The organism is Streptomyces sp. NPDC008092 (genome assembly GCF_042957285.1).
Taxonomy (GTDB): Bacteria; Actinomycetota; Actinomycetes; order Streptomycetales; family Streptomycetaceae; genus Streptomyces.
The window spans coordinates 94146-111382 of the sequence record NZ_JBIBHY010000007.1; the positions used below are offsets into that span (position 1 = coordinate 94146).

Here is a 17237-nt window from a genome sequence, read left to right on the forward strand (position 1 = left end):
TTGGATTTTCAAACCCTCGGAGTTATGGTGGGTTCGGATTTCCTACTCACCGGTAATCGAGCCGGTGGTCGAGACTGGCAATCGAGGTCCCCGTGATGCGTGACGCAGTCATCGTCGAAGCCGTGCGCACCCCCGTCGGCAAGGGCAAGCCGAACGGGTCCCTGGCGCACGTCCACCCTGTCGAACTCCTCGCCCACACCCTGCGCACCCTCGTCGAGCGCTCCGGCGTCGACCCCGCCCTCGTCGACGACGTGATCGGCGGCACCGTCGACCAGGTCGGCGAGCAGGCCATGAACACCACCCGGTACGCCGTCCTGTCCGCGGGCTTCCCCGAGACGGTCCCGGCCACCACGGTGGACCGCCAGTGCGGCTCCTCCCAGCAGGCCGTGCACTTCGCCGCGCAGGGCGTCATGTCCGGCGCCTACGACATCGTCGTCGCCTGCGGCGTCGAGTCGATGAGCCGGGTGCCGATGTGGTCCAACGTGCCGGCCGGCAAGGACCCCTTCGGTCCCGGAGTCGCCGCGCGCTACCCGGAGGGCCTGGTCCCGCAGGGCATCAGCGCCGAGCTGATCGCCGCGAAGTGGTCCATCGGACGGGAGGAGATGGACGCCTTCGCCGTCTCCTCGCACCGGAAGGCGGCGGCCGCGTGGGAGGCGGGGCTGTTCGACGCGCAAGTCGCTCCGCTGGACGGCGTCGCCCGCGACGAGTCGGTACGGCCCGGCACCACCGCCGAGGTCCTCGCCGGACTCAAGCCCGCCTACTACGACCCCGGGTTCGCCGAGCGGTTCCCGCAGATCGAGTGGAACGTGACGGCGGGCAACGCGAGCCCGATCAACGACGGCGCGTCCGCGGTTCTGATCATGGCCGAGGAGACCGCGGCCCGGCTCGGGCTGCGCCCGCTGGCCCGGCTGCACTCGTTCGCCGTGACCGGCTCCGACCCGCTGCTCATGCTGACCGGCGTGATCCCGGCGACGGAGAAGGTGCTGCGGCGGGCGGGGCTCGGCATCGAGGACATCGACCTGTTCGAGGTGAACGAGGCGTTCTCCAGCGTGGTGCTGGCCTGGCGGCAGGAGACCGGGGCGGATCTCGCCAGGGTGAACGTGCACGGTGGGGCGATCGCGCTGGGGCATCCGCTGGGGGCGAGCGGGACTCGGCTGACGACGACGCTGGTGCATGCCATGCGGGAGCGTGGGGCGCGGTACGGGTTGCAGACCATGTGCGAGGCGGGTGGGTTGGCGAACGCGATGATTCTGGAGGCGGTGCGGTAGGGACTGTGCGCCCCATGGGGTGCCGCTCGGTGTCGGTGGGCGGCCGGCGCGCCGTGGGGGCTGGTCGCGCAGTTCCTCCCCCAGCCTCCGGCCGGGGGTACCCCCAGCGCCCCTGTCGGGGCGCTTCAGTGACGGGGCGTTGCTACCGCTTGGGGCGTAGGTGGTGGCGTTTTCTCCAGGCGACCACTGCTCCGGCCACCGCCGGTACGACGATCGCCGCCACCGAGATCAGGAACACCGGGGACGTCGGGGTCGAGGCGCGGGCGCCTGCCACGACGTAGGCGGCGACGTTCGGGATCGAGCCCAGGGCGGTCGCGACCAGGAACGGGGTGTACCGCATGCGGGAGACGGCGGCCGCGTAGTTCGCCGCCCAGAACGGGACGCCGGGGAACAGCCGTACCGCCAGCATCGAGCGGAAGCCGTGCTTGCTGAACTGGTTGTCCGCCGCCTTCAGCAGCCGGCCGCGCAGCAGCGGGCGCAGCGCCTCCTGGCCGAGCATCCGGCCGAGCGCGAAGGAGAGCCACGCCCCCAGCACGGTGCCGGCCATGGCCGCGCCCATGCCCAGCGCCGAACCGAACAGCGCGCCGGCCGCCAGGTTGAGGAGCGGCCGGGGCACGAAGGCCACCGTGATCAGGCCGTACGCCACGGCGAAGACCACCACCGCGGTGGTGCCCGCCACATGCGGCGGCCAGCCCTGTGTCATCAGCTTCTGCGGCTCGAAGAGCAGCACCGACGCCCCGGCCGCCGCCAGCAGGGCGAGGAGCAGGGACAGCCGGGACCACGGCGACAGCAGCACGCGGGTGCAGCGTGCGCCGAAGCTCGGGGGAGCGGGCACGGTGACGGTCAGCTCCTTGGCGGCGGCCCGGGGAGGGGCCGTGGCGGTGCCAGAGCGGTTGGCATCGAGCATTCGGCGACACTAACCGAAGCGGATGTGTGATCGCCGTATGGTTCCCGTCCCTTGGGTGAAATCGGCGCCGCGGAAAACCGTTCGACGTGGGGCGACGCGTCGGACATGATCTGTGTCATGTTCCGGTTCGCCTTCCTCGTCGCAGCATCCGCAGTCGCGGATGCGCCGAAGGCTGCCGTTCCCGTTCTCGCGGCCGCTGTCGACGGCGCCCGAAGCTGACCCTCCCCGGAAAGTCCGGCGGACCCCGCAGGGGGAGGGTCGGCCGGTTCCTCGGGGTCCCCGCTCTTCCTACGGACAAGCTTCGAGGTACAGCCATGCCCAAGACGGCATACGTCCGCACCAAACCGCATCTCAACATCGGCACGATGGGCCACGTCGACCACGGCAAGACCACCCTGACCGCCGCCATCACCAAGGTCCTCGCCGAGCGCGGCACCGGCACGTTCGTGCCCTTCGACCGCATCGACCGGGCCCCCGAGGAGGCCGCCCGCGGCATCACCATCAACATCGCGCACGTCGAGTACGAGACCGACACCCGGCATTACGCCCACGTGGACATGCCGGGCCATGCCGACTACGTCAAGAACATGGTCACCGGGGCCGCGCAGCTGGACGGCGCGATCCTCGTGGTCTCCGCGCTCGACGGGATCATGCCGCAGACCGCCGAACACGTGCTGCTCGCCCGGCAGGTGGGCGTGAACCACATCGTGGTCGCGCTCAACAAGGCCGACGCGGGGGACGAGGAGCTCACCGACCTCGTGGAGCTGGAGGTGCGGGAACTGCTCACCGCGCAGGGCTACGGCGGCGACTCCGTGCCCGTCGTACGGGTCTCCGGGCTCAGGGCGCTGGAGGGCGACCCGCGGTGGACGGCGTCCATCGAGGCGCTGCTCGACGCGGTGGACACCTACGTGCCGATGCCCGAGCGGTACCTGGACGCGCCGTTCCTGCTGCCGGTGGAGAACGTGCTCACCATCACCGGGCGCGGGACCGTCGTGACCGGTGCCGTCGAGCGGGGGACCGTGCGGGTCGGGGACCGGGTGGAGGTGCTCGGCGCCGACGTCGAGACCGTCGTCACCGGGCTGGAGACCTTCGGGAAGCCGATGGACGAGGCGCAGGCCGGGGACAACGTGGCGCTGCTGCTGCGGGGCGTGCCCCGCGACGCGGTGCGGCGGGGGCACGTGGTGGCGGCGCCGGGGAGCGTGGTGCCGGCCCGGCGGTTCTCGGCGCGGGTCTACGTCCTGTCGGGGCGCGAAGGGGGTCGTACGACTCCTGTCGCGACGGGGTACCGGCCGCAGTTCTACATCCGTACGGCGGATGTGGTCGGGGACGTCGACCTCGGTGAGACGGCGGTCGCCCGGCCCGGGGACACGGTGGAGATGACCGTGGAGCTGGGACGCGACGTTCCGCTGGAGGCGGGGCTGGGGTTCGCCATCCGTGAGGGCGGCCGGACCGTCGGCGCCGGGACGGTGACCTCCGTGGAGTGAGGTCGCGGTGGGCGGGGGACTGCGGGCCGGCGGGGGCCGGTCGCGCAGTCCCCCGCGCCCGTGGGTCCGGTACGGGCGCCGCACAATGGAGGAGTGAACGAAGCCATACCTGTCGTGCGTGTCACCGGGCACGGGACCGCCAAACTGATGCCCGACGTCGACCGGGAGCGGGCCTGGCTGCTGACCGTCGACGGGGCGCCGCAGTCGTACGTGGATCTCGACGAGCCGACGCATCTCGAGTTCGAGTACGCCCGGCGGCTCGGGTACGTGCTGGACGCGGTGGCGGAGGCCGGCGCGCCCCTGGACGTGCTGCATCTCGGCGGCGGCGCCTGCACGCTCCCGCGGTACGTGGCGGCGACCCGGCCCGGGTCCCGGCAGGACGTCGTGGACGCCGACCGGGAGCTGCTGGAGCTGGTCACCGAGCATCTGCCGCTGCCGGAGCGGGCCGGGATCGCGGTGCACGCCGCCGACGCGCGCGGCTGGCTGGAGGCGGCGCCCGCGGACTCGGCGGACGTGCTGATCGCGGACGTCTTCGGCGGGTCCCGGATCCCCGCGCATCTGACCTCGCTGGGCTACGCGCGGGAGGCCGAGCGGGTGCTGCGGGCTGACGGGGTCTACCTCGCGAACCTCGCGGACTCGGCCCCCTTCGGCTTCCTGCGCTCCCAGCTCGCCACGTTCGCCGTCGTCTTCGAGGAGCTGGCGCTCATCGCCGAACCCGGTGTGCTGCGCGGACGGCGGTTCGGGAACGCGGTGCTCATCGCCTCGCACCGGCCGGTCGACGCCGGCCGGCTGGCCCGTCGTACGGCCGCCGACGCCTTTCCGGCGCGGGTCGAACACGGCGCCGCGCTGCGGGAGTTCGTCGGCGCGGCCCGTCCGGTCGGGGACACGGACGCCGTACCGTCACCCGAGCCCCCCGGCGGAGCGTTCGGGATCGGGTGAGGCGGCCGACGGCCGTGTGGTGACCGGGACCGTGCGGCGGGTCAGGTTGCGTACGTCCGGGACGAGGAGGACCGCGGCCGTGACGGCGACGACCAGGCCCGCGCAGCCCCACAGGGCCGGGCCCCGGCCGAAGGCCTGCTCGGCGGGGCCCGCCAGCGCCATCGCCAGGGGCAGCAGGGAGACGGAGCCGAACCAGTCGTAGGCCGAGACCCGGGAGAGCTTCTCCTCGGGGATCTCCTGGTGCAGTGCGGTCATCCAGGAGACGCCGAAGACCTCGACCGTACTGCCCGCCGCGAACATCACCGCGCAGAGGACTCCCACGGGGGCCGGTATCGCGAGCGCCGCGGCGGGCAGCGCGAGCGGGAAGATGCAGAGGGTGCCGACGAACAGGAGCCGGCGGGGTTTCCAGCGGGTCATCAGGAGGGCACCGGCCACCGTACCCGCGCCGAACGCGGCCAGCGCCAGGCCCCAGGGGCCGGGTCCGCCCAGGCTGTCGCGGGCGACCAGCGGGCCGTAGACCGAGTCGGCGGCGCCCACCACCGCGTTCGCGATCGAGAACTGCACGACGATCCCCCACAGCCACGGGCGGCCCGTGAACTCCCGCCAGCCCTCCCGGAGATCGGCCAGCATCCCGCCGCCCGGGGCGCGCGGCGGGACATGGCTGACGTCGAGGAACGAACGCAGCGCACCGGCGACCGCGAACGCCGCCGCGTCCACCGCCAGCACCCAGCCGGGGCCCACCGCCGCCACCAGCGCGCCGCCCAGGGCCGCGCCGCCGAGGGCGGCGCTCTGCATCGCCATCCGGAACACGGCGAACGCCCGGCCCGCCTGCTCGCCGCTCACCGAGGACAGCAGCATGCCCTCCGCCGCCGGGCTGAAGAACGCCTGGCCGGTGCCGCCCAGCGCGGTGAGCAGCATCATCTGCCACAGGCGGGGGCTCCCGGTGAGCACGAGGACGGCGAAGGTGCCCTGGGAGAGGAAGTTGAGGGCGTTCGCCGCGACCATCACGCGGTGGCGGGGGAAACGGTCCGCCACCGCGCCGCCGACGAGCAGGAACAGCACCAGCGGGAAGGTGCGGGCCGCGGCCACCAGTCCGACGTCCCCGGCGTCGCCGCCCGCGTCCAGCACCGCGAACGCGGCAGCGATCAGCGAGCCGTTGGCGCCCAGGCTCGTCACGATCGTCGCCGCGGTCAGCAGGCTGTAGTTGCGGCCCGCCCAGGCGGGCCTGCGCAGGCGGGAGGCGGTGCCGGGGGCACCCGAGGGGCCGGGGGAGCCGGAGGCTGAGGTCACCGCCCGACTATCCCCGCCGGGAGCCCGCGCTGCCAACCCGATTCCCGGGCATCCGATTCCCGGACATTCGGTCCGCGGGCGTCCGGTCCGCGGGCGTCCGTTCCACGGCCGTCCGGTCCCCGGGCGCGGTCAGCTTCCGGTCGGGGTGCCGTGCAGCCGGACCGTGCTGAGGATCTTCATGATCGTCGCCGTCGGGACCTCTCCGTTCACTCCCCGGGCGCCGTAGAAGTCCCACGACACCAGGTCGCCCGCGGAGTTCTCGAAGCCGAAGGTGATCGCCTTGCCGTCGCTCGCGCACTTGCCCTTCTGCGGGCTGTTCGCCGAACGCGCCCAGGCGTAGGCGCCCTTGAGGCCCGACGCGGTGGTGTAGGCGGTGGCCTTCTTGTCGTAGGTGATGGTCTTCTTGTCCGGGTACGTGTAACCGCCGTACACCCACCAGGGGACCTCCGTGACGGCCGCGTCGCCCGGGGTCTTCGCGCCGCTCTCGCCCTTGGTGCCCACCCCCGCCAGTGACGTGTCCTCGGTCCTGCCGTCCTTGTCGTCGTCGCTCGTGCACCACTTCGACCTGAACTGGGCGGGCGCCGACATCGTGATGATCGGCTTGCCCTCCTTGTCCTCGAAACCGATGGACGTTCCCGGGGTGAGGACCTCCCAGTCGGCCGGTACGTCGAAGGCCGTGCCCCACTTGGGGTTCACGACGGTCTTCCAGCCCGCGATCGTCGGCTTCCCGGTCCCGCCGCCACCGCGCGGGTCGTCGTCCGCCGACGCGGAGGCAGAGACGGAAGCGGAGGCGGAGACCGCCGGCGAGTGGGTCGCCTGCTGGTTCCTGCCGGTGTCCGCCTTGTCGTCCTTCTTGCCGCCGAGGACCAGGAAACCGGTCACCCCGGCCGCCACCACGACGGCCGTCGCCGCGATGATCGCGACCAGCTTCGTGCGGTCGCCGCCCCCGCCCCCGCCCTGCGGTGGCTGCGGAGCGCCGGCGGGCCCGGGCGGGCCCCACTGCGGCTGCTGCCCGTACCCGCCCTGCTGCGGATACTGCTGGTAGCCCGGCTGCTGATACGGATTCGGCTGCTGGTAACCCGGTTGCTGATACGGGTTGCTCTGCGGGTACTGCTCGCCCCCTGGCGGCTGCTGTTCTGGCCACATGGCCCGTAACCCTAGTGCCGCCCGGTCCGGTCCGCGGCGAGGGCCGTCGCCCGGCCCATGACGACGGTCACTGCGACCGCTCTGGCCAGACTCTGCTACTCGCTAGTAACATGTTCGTCATGAGCACTGACCAGATGTCGATCGGCGAGATGCTCGCCGCCACGGTCCCGATGGTGCGGACCCTCAACCTGGAGTACCTGGAGACGACTCCGGAGCGGGCCGTGCTGTCCCTGCCGGACCAGGGAGACTTCCACAACCACATCGGCGGACCGCACGCGGGCGCGATGTTCACCCTCGCCGAGTCCGCGAGCGGCGCGGTCGTGCTCGCCGCCTTCGGCGACCAGCTCTCCCGTGCCGTGCCGCTCGCCGTCAGCGCCGAGATCGCCTACAGGAAGGTCGCTCTCGGCCCGGTCAAGGCCACCGCGACCCTGGGCCGCCCGGTCGCCGACGTCGTCGCCGAACTCGACGAGGGCAAGCGCCCCGAGTTCCCGGTGGCCGTCGCCATCACGCGCGAGGACGGCGCGGTCACCGGTGAGATGACCGTCGTCTGGACGCTGCGTCCCAACAGCTGACCGGCGGACCGGTGCCGACGGCGCGACGTCGTCGGCCGCCGCTGTCGCACGTCGGACGGGGTGAGGGTCGCCGGACCCTCGCCCCGTCCTGTGCCGGGGCCGCTCAGGCGGCGCGGCTCTCCTCGCGCCCGGCCCCCGCTTCCGTCAGGCCCGCCACGAACTCCTTGAGCCACGCCGTGAACTCCGGGCCCAGGTCCGGACGTTCGCAGGCGAGCCGGACCACCGTGCGCAGGTAGTCGGCCTTGTCGCCGGTGTCGTAGCGCAGCCCGTCGAAGACCACCCCGTGGACCGTGCCGGCCGCGGCCAGGTCCTGCAGCGCGTCCGTCAGCTGGATCTCGCCGCCGCGGCCGGGCGCGGTCCGCTCCAGGACGCCGAACACCTCGGGGTCGAGGACGTAGCGGCCGATGACCGCGTAGTTGCTGGGCGCCTTCTCCGGGGACGGCTTCTCCACCAGCCCGGTCACCCGGACCACACCGTCCTCGCCGGTCGGCTCGACGGCGGCGCAGCCGTAGAGGTGGACCTGGGACGGGTCGACCTCCATCAGCGCGACGACACTGCCCTGGTGGCGGTCGCGGACGTCCAGCATCCGGCTGAGCAGGGTCTCGCGGGCGTCGATCAGGTCGTCGCCGAGGAGCACCGCGAAGGGCTGGTCGCCCACGTGGTGCCTGGCGCACAGCACCGCGTGGCCGAGGCCGAGCGGGTCGCCCTGGCGGATGTGGTGGATGTCGGCGAGCCGCGCGGGATCGCGTACCGCGTCCAGACGCACGGTGTCGCCCTTGGCGGCCAGCGCCTGTTCCAGCTCGAAGGCGTTGTCGAAGTGGTCCTCGATGGCCCGCTTGTGCCGGCCGGTGACCATGAGGATGTCGTCGAGCCCGGCCTTGGCGGCCTCCTCGACGACGTACTGGATGGCCGGCTTGTCGACGACCGGCAGCATCTCCTTCGGTGTCGCCTTGGTGGCGGGCAGGAACCGGGTGCCGAGCCCGGCCGCCGGGACGACGGCCTTGCGGACCGGCCGGGGGGACGAGGGGGCGGGGGCGGAGTGGGGGGCGATCATGCGGCACATGCTGGCCCACCGGGATGAGAGGGGGCCGGGAGAATCGTGGGAGGCGGCTGTGCAACCCGGCGTTCCGCCATGGGTGACCCCGGCTGTCCGGAAGTTGAAGATTTCGTGTGCCATCGGGGCCGTGACGCACACAAGTTGAACCTGTGCGGCCGCTGAATCCCGGCCGGATGCGGATACCGACGGTAACTTATCTGAATTCCCGCCTCTTTGAACTTCGGTCACCTCAACTTCTTGTTTCCTGTGAGGCCTGTGTGCAAAGGTGAGCCACCCCGCGGGAGGGTCCGGAGAACGGTACGGCCATCAGGCCGGCCGTTATGGACCCCAAAAGGTACGCACCAATCAGCACTGCATTCCGTCAGGGCGCCATTTCGCATGCCGTCCTGCGGCTCGGAAGGAAATGGTTCAGTGCATTCCCCCTACCCCCCACGCCCGCCTTACCCGCCTCGCCCCGGTTCGACCCCGGGGGAGTCCGACCGCAATCTCGTCGCCCAGCTCACCGGAGATCCCGCGGCCCGGCATCATGCCGTCGCCCTGCTGCTGGCCCGGCACTGGCGCGCCACCTGCGACTACGCCGTGGTCTGCCTCGCCGCCGCCACGCCCACCGCCCAACTCGTCGCCAGCGCCGCGTTCGAGCGCGTCCTCGGCCGGCTGGCCGGCGGTGCGGTGGGCGGCGCCCTGCGGCCGCAGCTCCTCGTGGCGGTTCGGGAGACCGTCCGGGCATGGGCCGCCGACGAAGCCATTTCGGTGGTCGCACCGGAACTGCGCAAGACCACCGGCGGCCGCGGACTCAGTGCCGCGAGACCCGGCACCCCCGAAAGACGGCAACTCGCCGAACGTGCTTTCCAGGCTCTTCCGGGGGCCTCGCAATGCCTCCTCTGGCACACCGAGGTCGAAGCCGAACCGATAAACATACCCGCTGGTCTGCTCGGTGTCGACACCGCTACCGCGACGGCCGCCCTCGACCAGGCCCGCGAACAATTCAGGACCGGATTGGTGCGCGCCCACCGGGAACTCGCGCCCTCGAAGGAATGCCGCTTCTACAACCGGCTCCTCGACGTCCCCATTCGCCGGGGCGGCGCTCTGCTCCCGGATGTGCAACGGCATCTCACCGACTGCCGGTACTGCCGGCACGCCGCCGAACAACTCAGCCATTTCGAAGGCGGCCTTGAGGTGCTGCTCGCCGAGACCGTGCTGGGCTGGGGCGCCCGCCGCTATCTGGAGTCGCGGCCCGGACCCGGCGCGGTCGTCGAGGCCTGGCCGGCCGGCGGCGAGGCCGCGGGCCCGGCGGCGGTGCCCGGCGGACGGCACCGCACCGTGACCGAGAGCGGACGGCGCAAGGCCGTGCTGGCCGGTGCCGGCCTGGTCTCCCTGGCACTGCTCGCCACCGTGCTCGTGACCAAGGGCTGGTCCGACGACAACGGTGTCCCGCACCCCGGCACCACCGCCTGGGGAGCCCCCGGCACCGGCACCACCCGGTCCGCCCCCGCCGCGAACGCGCCCTCCTCGGGCTCCCCGTCCCCGGCCTCCGTGGGCGAGCCCGTCGAGATCGCCCACGGCAGGCTGCGCAGCCTCGACGCCGGACACTGCCTCGACGTGCGCGGGGGCAGCGTACGGACCGGGGCGGAACTGCGGCTCGGCCCCTGTTCGGACGCCGGGTCCCAGCAGTGGTCGTACCAGGACGACGGCATGCTGCGCAGCGCGCTCGACCCCACCCTGTGCCTCGCCGCCGACCCCGGTGCGCGCCGGGTCGTGGTCTCCGGCTGCCTGGTGCACGCGGGGGAGGTGTCGTACGACCTGACGGTGCGCGGCGAGCTCGTGCTCCGCTGGGACAAGGGCCTCGCGCTGGCCGCGGACGGCACCCGGGTGGTCGTGGCCGCGCGGAACGGGTCGGTCCGGCAGCGCTGGGACCTGGAGTCCGGGAGCGGCGCCGCGTCGGTGACGCCCGGCGGGCCGGGCGCCACGCCCCCCGCACCATCCGTGCCCCGCGAGACCGGGCCGTCGGGGATCCCCGCGCCCCCGCCCGTTCCGCGGGAGCAGTCCGGTGAACCGGGGGATCCGTACGGCACACGGGTCGCGCAGGCCGCGGACCGGAAGCCTCCCGTGGCCGTCACACCGACCGAACCCCGGGAGCCCGGGGGGCCGGGCCCGGACTCGGGCTCGGACTCGGACTCGGGCTCGGGATCGCTCGGCGAGGCGGTCGGCGATGTCCTGGACTCCGTACCCGTGACGGTGACGGACGTTCTGGACTCCGTTCCGGACGTCGTGAACGGAGTGGGCGGCCTGCTCGGCTGAGGCCGGGGCGGCCCGGGTCCGGGCCGGATCAGGCGGGTCGGTCGACTGCGGCGAAGCGGCGGCGGTCGGCGGCGGCGTAGTCGGCGACCGCCCGGTCGGCGGTGACGGCCCGCCGCAGGCGGTCGACGACGGCGGGCAGGTGCGCGGCGGGCAGTGCGCAGGTCAGCTCCTGCGCGGGCAGGCCGGTGCGGGCGCGGCTGACCGCGCATCCCGGGCTGACCGCGACCTGGCCGCCGTAGGCCAGCGGGACGATCTGGCACTGCGGTCTGGAGGCGAGCCGCAGGTCCGGGCACGCGCCCTGGAGGGTCATGAGCGAGGCGGGCGAGAGGCGGACGAGCACGACGTCCGCGCCGGCCGCGGAGGCCAGCGGCGCGTAGCGGATCGACGTGGGCCGGAACGGCAGGCGGGCGACGGAGCCGAGGTCGGCCGGGGTGATCCAGCCGCTGTCGACCAGGGCGGCGGTGTCGGCGCCCGAGGCGGCGTCGGCCTGGTCGATCAGGCCGTGGGTGTAGCTTCCGGTGCTGCAGTGGGCGTGGTCCGCGGGGCGGGTGTCGAGCGGCTGTCGCTGGGCGGGTTCCCAGAAGCAGCAGCCCGCGGGCTGGGCGGGGGGACTGCCGTCGCCGGCGGCGGGCCGGGTGTCGAAGGTGATCGCGACCGGCGGGTGGACGAGGCCCAGGAGCTCGGTGAGCGGGGCCGCCCATGCGGATGCGGGCGTCATAGGGGCACCTTTCGTGTGCGCTTCGCGCGCAGGAGGTGTTTCACCGCGACCCGCCGCCTGGGAAGGCGATGCGGATCCGGTGGGTGTCGATGTCGAGGTCGAGCCGGATGGAGTCGGCACCGGTGACGTGCCAGCCGGCCGTGTCCCGGTCGTCGACGGTGACCGAGACGTCGGCGGGGGCGGGGAGCCGGTCGACGGTGAGACTGGTGGGTGCGCCGCGCCGGGACGGGGTGGCGGCCGTGGTCTCGATGTCGAGGACGCGGTGGACCATGTCGTTGCGGGCGCGCCGGATGCCGAGGGCGGGATAGTCGACGCCCCTGAGCCGCGGTTCCGACGCCGGAGCGGGCAGGGGGTCGTTGAAGATCCGCCACCAGGCTCCCGGTGTGCCGCTCTCGACGAGCATCAGGATGGCGTTGATCTGTCCGCGGGGCCATGTGGAGTCGTAGCCGAACCAGAATCCGAACCGGTCCTTCTCCGCGCCGAAGAACCGGGGCTGGTACTCCCTTTCGACGTACTCCCGGATGCGGGTCTCGGTGGCGGTGTCCCCTGTCTCGTGCGCCATCCACAGGGCCGTGCTGAGGTGGTTGGGGTCGGCCCGGAGCCTGCCCAGCGGGAGATCCGGGTCCAGCCAGCCGAGCCGGCGCATCGCCAACTCGTAGATCCACAAGGAGAACTCGCGGTCCTGCGGGTACATGTACAGCAGGCAGGGGAACACCCCGTGCGCCACGGACGGCCCGGGCAGCGAGTGCAGGCGCTGCTCCATCGGGTCGTAGTAGAGGGCGAAGGTGCGCAGTTCGCCGGAGCGGGTCAGGCTCATGTAGTGCCGGCGCAGGTACGCGAACCAGCGCGGGACCGGCTCGCTCAGGTCGGTTCCGAGCTGCGCGTCGTAGAGCTTGAGCCCGAGCCCGGTGGCGCTGACGCAGAACGGCCAGATCTTGGTGTTCTCGCAGTGCGGGCCCTGGGGGCGGCTGCGGAACTGGGCGGAGATGAACTCGGCGATCCGCGCGTGGGTCCAGGTGAACCGGCGGCTCTGGTACCCGGTGATCTCGAACGGCCGGTGCTCGGTGGCCTCGCCCGAGACGTAGCGGCGGATGCCGAGGACCAGGTTCAGCCAGCCCCGGTAGAAGACGTTCCCGTCGGCGCCGCACGGGTCGGGCTGCAGTCCCCACGGTTCGATCCCGTTCCCGGTCCAGCCCGGTACCGGGTAGCGGCCGCGCAGCTCTTCGGGGATGAAGGCCTGCCACGCGGGGGGATACCGGTCCGCGCCGGGGTCGGGACCGATCAGCGTGCACCAGTCGACCGCGCCCCAGAACGAGGTGTAGCGGCGTACGAGTTCGTCCGCGATGCGGGTGTAGACCTCCCGCCAGGCCGGGGTCGATTCGAGCAGGACCGGCAGGACGTAGGCCATGTTGTGGACGTCGAACCGGGGGAAGGAGCACATGGGCGGCGCGGTGTAGCGGTCCCACCACGGCAGCGGTTCGCCCTGGTCGCTCCAGTCGTCCGGGGTGGTGGCCTTGTCCCAGATGTAGCGCAGCCAGCCCAGGGCGCGGTCGTTCAGCGCGGGTGCGGACGCCGCCGTCCGGGGGGTCACGGCATGGGTGCCCATCACGGCTCCCGCAGCGGTTCCCCGTTGGTCCCGCGTACGATCCACAGCTTGGCCCGCGCGTTCCAGCCGCCGGTCCACCGCGGGTCCAGCCGCTGCTCGGCCGGCTCGACGACGATCTTCTCGACGCCGTTGGCGGCCGGGTCGTGCGCCACATAGGCACCCGGCAGAGCACGCCGGGGCGGACCGGCCCCGCCGATGGGCACCACGCTCCGCAGCAGGCCGCGGAACCACATCAGGAGCAGGTGGTTGCCCTCGACGCGGACGGTCCCCCCGATGCGGTCGCGCATGACGGCGTCGACGGCATCCGGCGAGACCAGGTCGCGCAGTGCGTGACCGCTGCCGGGGAAGCGGACCGCGAGGTCGGGGGCGGCGGCCCGGCCCGCCGAGGTGGAGACGCCGCGCCGCTGCCCGTCGAAGTCCCAGTGCCGGGCGGGACCGTCGTCGGCGGAGATCTCCACCGTGAGACCGCGCGTGATCTGGGACCGGAGCGCCGCGCTGCACCGCACCGCCAGCACCAGCCCGTGCCCGAGCCACCACAGCAGCACCCGCAGCCCCGCGACCGCCGCCGCGTGCGACGCCCGCTCCAGCCCGCGCACCTGGTCGCGCCCCCGGCCGGTCGTGTCCATCACGGAGCCTTTTCCTCGCCCGCGCCGGACAGGAAACTGTGGATCAGCGCGGCGAACTCCTCGGGCCACTGCCACAGGAAGCCGTGCCCGGAGTCGGGGTAGATCCTGACGCGCGCGTTGGGCAGGTGGTCGGCCAGCAGCCAGGTGTTCGGCGTCGGGATCATGATGTCGTTGTCACCGTTGGCGAGCAGCACCGGCTGGGTGATCCCGGCCAGCCGGTCCAGCTGGGCCGGGTCGGGGATGCCCCAGTCGGTGATGGCGTCCATCTGCGCGTCGCGGGCCTGCAGACCGGCCGGCTTGTCCCGGTCCTCGGTCCGGGCGGCGCGCCGCTCCAGGAACTCCCGGCCCTTCTGCTGGCTGGTCGGGGTGACCTCGAAGAACAGGGAGAGCAGGTCCTCGGGATGGTTGTCGGCGACGTTGGCGAGGGACTGGACGTCGTTGATCCAGCCGTGCATCAGCACACCGCTGCGCGGCCCGGTACCGGCCAGCACGAGCCGGCGGACGAGCTGGGGACGGATGAGGGTGAGTTCCTGCGCGACCATCCCGCCGATGGAGAACCCGAACAGGTCGATCCGGTGCAGTCCGAGCGCCTCGACGAAGGTGATGGCGTCGCGGGCCATCCCGGTGATGGTGTTCGGCACCGTGCCGGTCGACAGGCCGACCCCGGCGTTGTCGACCGGGATGACCTCGCGGTGGGCGGCGAGCGAACCGAGCAGCAGCGGATCCCAGTTGTCCAGGTTGCCGCGGAAGTGCTGCAGCATCACCAGCGGCAGCACGCCGTCGGAGGCGGTGCCGAACCGCCGGTAGGCGTACGTGACCCCGTTGGCACCCTCGACGAACTGATTCGGCGCGGTCAGCGCGATGTCGCTGTTCGACATGATCGATCAACTCTTCCGTCTCGGTCGCTTCTGGGGTCCCGGCTCGCGACGCGCGGGCAGGCGCGCGGATCGGCGGGGACGGGCGACCACGGTCGGGAAGGCGGCCCGCCGCAGCGCGGCCGGCCGAGCGGGGCCAGGTGTGCTCGGGCCGGATCCGTCGCGGCCGCGTCGTGCCCTGAATGCTGTGCCGAAAGGGAGACGAACCGGTCACCGAACCCGCCCGCGCACGGGCTGGCCTCTCGCCGCACGGAGTGGGAACTGCCGGCATCGCCTCGGGGCGGCGCACCACTCGACCCTACGGCGCCGCATGTCACGTCGCATCTCGGGCCGCACCGGCTGCACGGGGTGCCGCCGACCGGGAGCGGTGTCGCGATATGGCGTTAGTCTGCTGTCCGCGTCGCCGCCCGCGTCGCGCGGACTCGTTTCGACAGGACCAGGGGAACCATGCCGGAAGAGATCTCGCCCACCGGGAAGGAGTCCGGCTCCGTCTCGCCGCCCGACCTGCGGGCCTCGCACGCCGACCGGGACCGGGTGGTGGACGTGCTGCGTGTCGCGGCGGGGGACGGCCTGCTGACCGCGGACGAGCTGGACGAGCGCCTGGAAGCCGCCCTGTCGGCCCGGACGCGGAGCGAACTGGCCCCGCTCACCGCCGACTTGCCGCCCGTCTCGGCCGAGGTCGGGGCGCTCGGAGCGGAAGTCAAGGACGTGGTACGGATCGAGCAGGTCCACAGCGGCGCGGTCGAGCGCGTGGGGCGCTGGGTGGTACCGCGCAGGCTGGAACTGGCCGTGACGTACTGCGCGGTGACACTCGACTTCACGGATGCCGTGATCACGCACGACACCCTGCGTATCGACGTGGCCATGACCGGGAAGGCGCTGACGCTGATCACCAGGCCGGGCGTCGTGGTCGACACCGACGGTCTGCAACTGGTGCACACCAAGGTCGACTACCGTCAGGCGCCCGCGAGTCCGGCGACGCCGCCCACGCTGCGCGTGGAACTGGTCGGCCACAAGGCCCACGGCCGCGTGGTGGTGCGGCCCCCGCGGCGGACCTTCGCACAGTGGCTGCTGCGCAGGCCCGCTACCGGTCCCGCGGGCGCCTGACTCCGGCCGGGACGGCCCCGGCGGCGGTCCTTCACTCTCCTCGGGCCGGCCGGCGCTCGTCGCGGAACCCGGCGGGGACCTCGTCCTCCCGCGGATCGATGCCACGGCGTTCGGGTTCGTCGAACCACCGGCCGCGCTGTGACCCGGGGAGACGACTGCCGCACCAGGGGCAGAACCCGATGGCGACGGTCGAGGTGCCGCCGTCATGGACGACCAGGCCGTTCGGTTCTCTGTCGGTCGGGGTGCTGCCCAGCAGTGGACCAGAGTCGCCGTCCGCTACGAGGCCGCGCCCCGGACGGGAGCGTCGAGTGCGGGGCGAGGGGGGCGCCGGGCTCTGCTCGGTGGAGCGGAAGGCCAGCAGGACCGCGGACCCCGCCGCCCACAGGACGAGGGTCGCCAGCGGGGCGAGGACGTGGGAGCCCTGGAAGTAGCTGAGGTCGGCGATGGCGCGGACGGCGGCGCCGGGCGGCAGCAGTTCCGACAGGGCCCGGGCGCCGCTGGGCATCAGGTTGATGCCGATGGTGGCGCCGCTGGTGGAGTTGCCGACGGTCAGCAGCAACAGGGTGGCCAGCGGAATGCCGAGGGGGCCGACGTAGGTGGCCAGCATCTTCGTGGTGAAGGCCGCGGCGGCGGCCAGCAGCGCCAGGACGAAGGCGAGGGGCAGGTACGGCGCGGGGACGGCTCCGAGGACGGGGCCGGCGATGGCGGCCGCGACCAGGCCGGACGCCGCGGCGAACGCGGCTATCAGGGCGAAGCGGTGCCGCAGCCGGAGCAGGCCGCTGAGTCCCACGACGTTCTGGGCGAGGGCGAAGCCGGAGAGGGTCACTCCGAAGGAGACGTAGAACCCGGCCAGGCCGCGGGCGTCGTACCGGTCGAGCGGCACGATGTCGGAGACGCCGAGGTGCCGGTCGGCGCCGTGCGCGTAGGCCGTGGCGAGCTTGGTGACCGCGGTGGTCGTCGACAGGCCGTTCGCGCTCGCGACGTCGAGTTCCAGGCCCTTGCCGTGCGGGCCGTGGCCGAGCACGGCCACGACGTCGCGGTGGCGCAGCGCATCGCGTGCCTCGGCGGCCGAGCGGGCGTGCCGTACGTCGAGCGAGTCGCCCAGGGCCTGCTGGACCTGGTCCGCCAGTGCGGGAGTCGTGACCGCCACGGGGATCCGGTGCGGCTGGGGGTCGCGCATGAGCCCGATGTAGCAGCTGACGAACGCCGAGACGATGACGAGGCCGATCACGAACGGCTGCAGCCACACCCGGACGGGACGGCGGCGCCTGTGCTGCGGGGGGTGGGGCGGGTGGGACTGGGGATGCACTCCGGGTTTCTCCATGACTGGTGGTGGACCGACGG

16 protein-coding genes are annotated in these 17237 nt (G+C 72.9%); 7 read left to right on the top strand and 9 right to left on the bottom strand.

Annotated elements, in window-relative coordinates:
* Positions 1–95 precede the first annotated feature (95 nt).
* Positions 96–1268, top strand: coding sequence for an acetyl-CoA C-acyltransferase (locus ACFZB3_RS23465; protein WP_391378043.1), 1173 nt, complete (start codon positions 96–98; stop codon positions 1266–1268).
* Positions 1269–1410: 142 nt separating this feature from the next.
* On the opposite strand, the gene ACFZB3_RS23470 is transcribed toward ACFZB3_RS23465, so the two are convergent.
* Positions 1411–2175, bottom strand: coding sequence for a VTT domain-containing protein (locus tag ACFZB3_RS23470; RefSeq protein ID WP_391378045.1), 765 nt, complete (start codon positions 2173–2175; stop codon positions 1411–1413).
* A gap of 51 nt (positions 2176–2226) precedes the next feature.
* Here ACFZB3_RS23470 and ACFZB3_RS23475 point away from each other — a divergent pair, with 51 nt between their 5' ends.
* The 3 genes from ACFZB3_RS23475 (at position 2227) to ACFZB3_RS23485 (ending at position 4598) form a co-directional block, all read left to right on the top strand.
* Complete coding sequence (locus ACFZB3_RS23475) at positions 2227–2394, top strand: hypothetical protein (RefSeq protein WP_361299625.1); 168 nt, start codon at positions 2227–2229, stop codon at positions 2392–2394.
* A gap of 95 nt (positions 2395–2489) precedes the next feature.
* Positions 2490–3659: an elongation factor Tu gene (gene tuf / locus ACFZB3_RS23480; RefSeq protein WP_391378047.1), complete on the top strand. Its 1170-nt coding sequence runs from the start codon at positions 2490–2492 to the stop codon at positions 3657–3659.
* A 93-nt stretch (positions 3660–3752) separates the two neighbouring features.
* A complete protein-coding gene (locus ACFZB3_RS23485) occupies positions 3753–4598 on the top strand; it encodes a fused MFS/spermidine synthase (protein WP_391378049.1) in 846 nt (281 codons plus the stop codon).
* Here ACFZB3_RS23485 and ACFZB3_RS23490 read toward each other — a convergent pair.
* Positions 4560–5888: an MFS transporter gene (locus ACFZB3_RS23490; protein ID WP_391378051.1), complete on the bottom strand. Its 1329-nt coding sequence runs from the start codon at positions 5886–5888 to the stop codon at positions 4560–4562. The two genes, ACFZB3_RS23485 and ACFZB3_RS23490, sit on opposite strands and share 39 nt — an antisense overlap.
* A 129-nt stretch (positions 5889–6017) precedes the next feature.
* The gene (locus ACFZB3_RS23495) at positions 6018–7034 is read right to left on the bottom strand and encodes a hypothetical protein (RefSeq protein ID WP_391378053.1); all 1017 of its coding nucleotides are present in this window, start codon (positions 7032–7034) and stop codon (positions 6018–6020) included.
* 134 nt (positions 7035–7168) lie between these two features.
* Here ACFZB3_RS23495 and ACFZB3_RS23500 point away from each other — a divergent pair, with 134 nt between their 5' ends.
* A complete protein-coding gene (locus ACFZB3_RS23500; protein ID WP_391378854.1) occupies positions 7169–7606 on the top strand; it encodes a DUF4442 domain-containing protein in 438 nt (145 codons plus the stop codon).
* Between the two features lie 103 nt (positions 7607–7709).
* Here ACFZB3_RS23500 and galU read toward each other — a convergent pair whose 3' ends face one another.
* On the bottom strand, positions 7710–8660 hold the full coding sequence (gene galU, locus ACFZB3_RS23505) for a UTP--glucose-1-phosphate uridylyltransferase GalU (RefSeq protein WP_391378055.1): 951 nt from the start codon (positions 8658–8660) through the stop codon (positions 7710–7712).
* 414 nt (positions 8661–9074) lie between these two features.
* Here galU and ACFZB3_RS23510 point away from each other — a divergent pair, with 414 nt between their 5' ends.
* Positions 9075–10961 carry a ricin-type beta-trefoil lectin domain protein gene (locus ACFZB3_RS23510; protein ID WP_391378057.1) on the top strand — a complete coding sequence of 629 codons (1887 nt, stop codon included), beginning with the start codon at positions 9075–9077 and terminating at the stop codon, positions 10959–10961.
* 28 nt (positions 10962–10989) lie between these two features.
* Here the strand turns inward: ACFZB3_RS23510 and ACFZB3_RS23515 are convergent, their stop codons facing one another.
* The 4 genes from ACFZB3_RS23515 to ACFZB3_RS23530 are packed head-to-tail and all read right to left on the bottom strand — an operon-like array spanning position 10990 to position 14789.
* The gene (locus ACFZB3_RS23515) at positions 10990–11679 is read right to left on the bottom strand and encodes a DUF169 domain-containing protein (RefSeq protein WP_391378059.1); all 690 of its coding nucleotides are present in this window, start codon (positions 11677–11679) and stop codon (positions 10990–10992) included.
* A 40-nt stretch (positions 11680–11719) separates the two neighbouring features.
* Positions 11720–13285 carry a hypothetical protein gene (locus tag ACFZB3_RS23520; protein ID WP_391378061.1) on the bottom strand — a complete coding sequence of 522 codons (1566 nt, stop codon included), beginning with the start codon at positions 13283–13285 and terminating at the stop codon, positions 11720–11722.
* Entirely contained in the window at positions 13285–13914 is a 630-nt protein-coding gene (locus tag ACFZB3_RS23525) for a hypothetical protein (RefSeq protein WP_391378063.1), read from the bottom strand. Before ACFZB3_RS23525 ends, ACFZB3_RS23520 begins: the two co-directional genes overlap by 1 nt.
* On the bottom strand, positions 13911–14789 hold the full coding sequence (locus ACFZB3_RS23530) for an alpha/beta fold hydrolase (RefSeq protein ID WP_391378065.1): 879 nt from the start codon (positions 14787–14789) through the stop codon (positions 13911–13913). Before ACFZB3_RS23530 ends, ACFZB3_RS23525 begins: the two co-directional genes overlap by 4 nt.
* A 444-nt stretch (positions 14790–15233) precedes the next feature.
* Here ACFZB3_RS23530 and ACFZB3_RS23535 point away from each other — a divergent pair, with 444 nt between their 5' ends.
* Complete coding sequence (locus ACFZB3_RS23535) at positions 15234–15893, top strand: DUF1707 domain-containing protein (RefSeq protein ID WP_391378067.1); 660 nt, start codon at positions 15234–15236, stop codon at positions 15891–15893.
* Between the two features lie 31 nt (positions 15894–15924).
* Here the strand turns inward: ACFZB3_RS23535 and ACFZB3_RS23540 are convergent, their stop codons facing one another.
* On the bottom strand, positions 15925–17202 hold the full coding sequence (locus ACFZB3_RS23540) for a DUF6980 family protein (protein WP_391378069.1): 1278 nt from the start codon (positions 17200–17202) through the stop codon (positions 15925–15927).
* Positions 17203–17237: the final 35 nt, after the last annotated feature.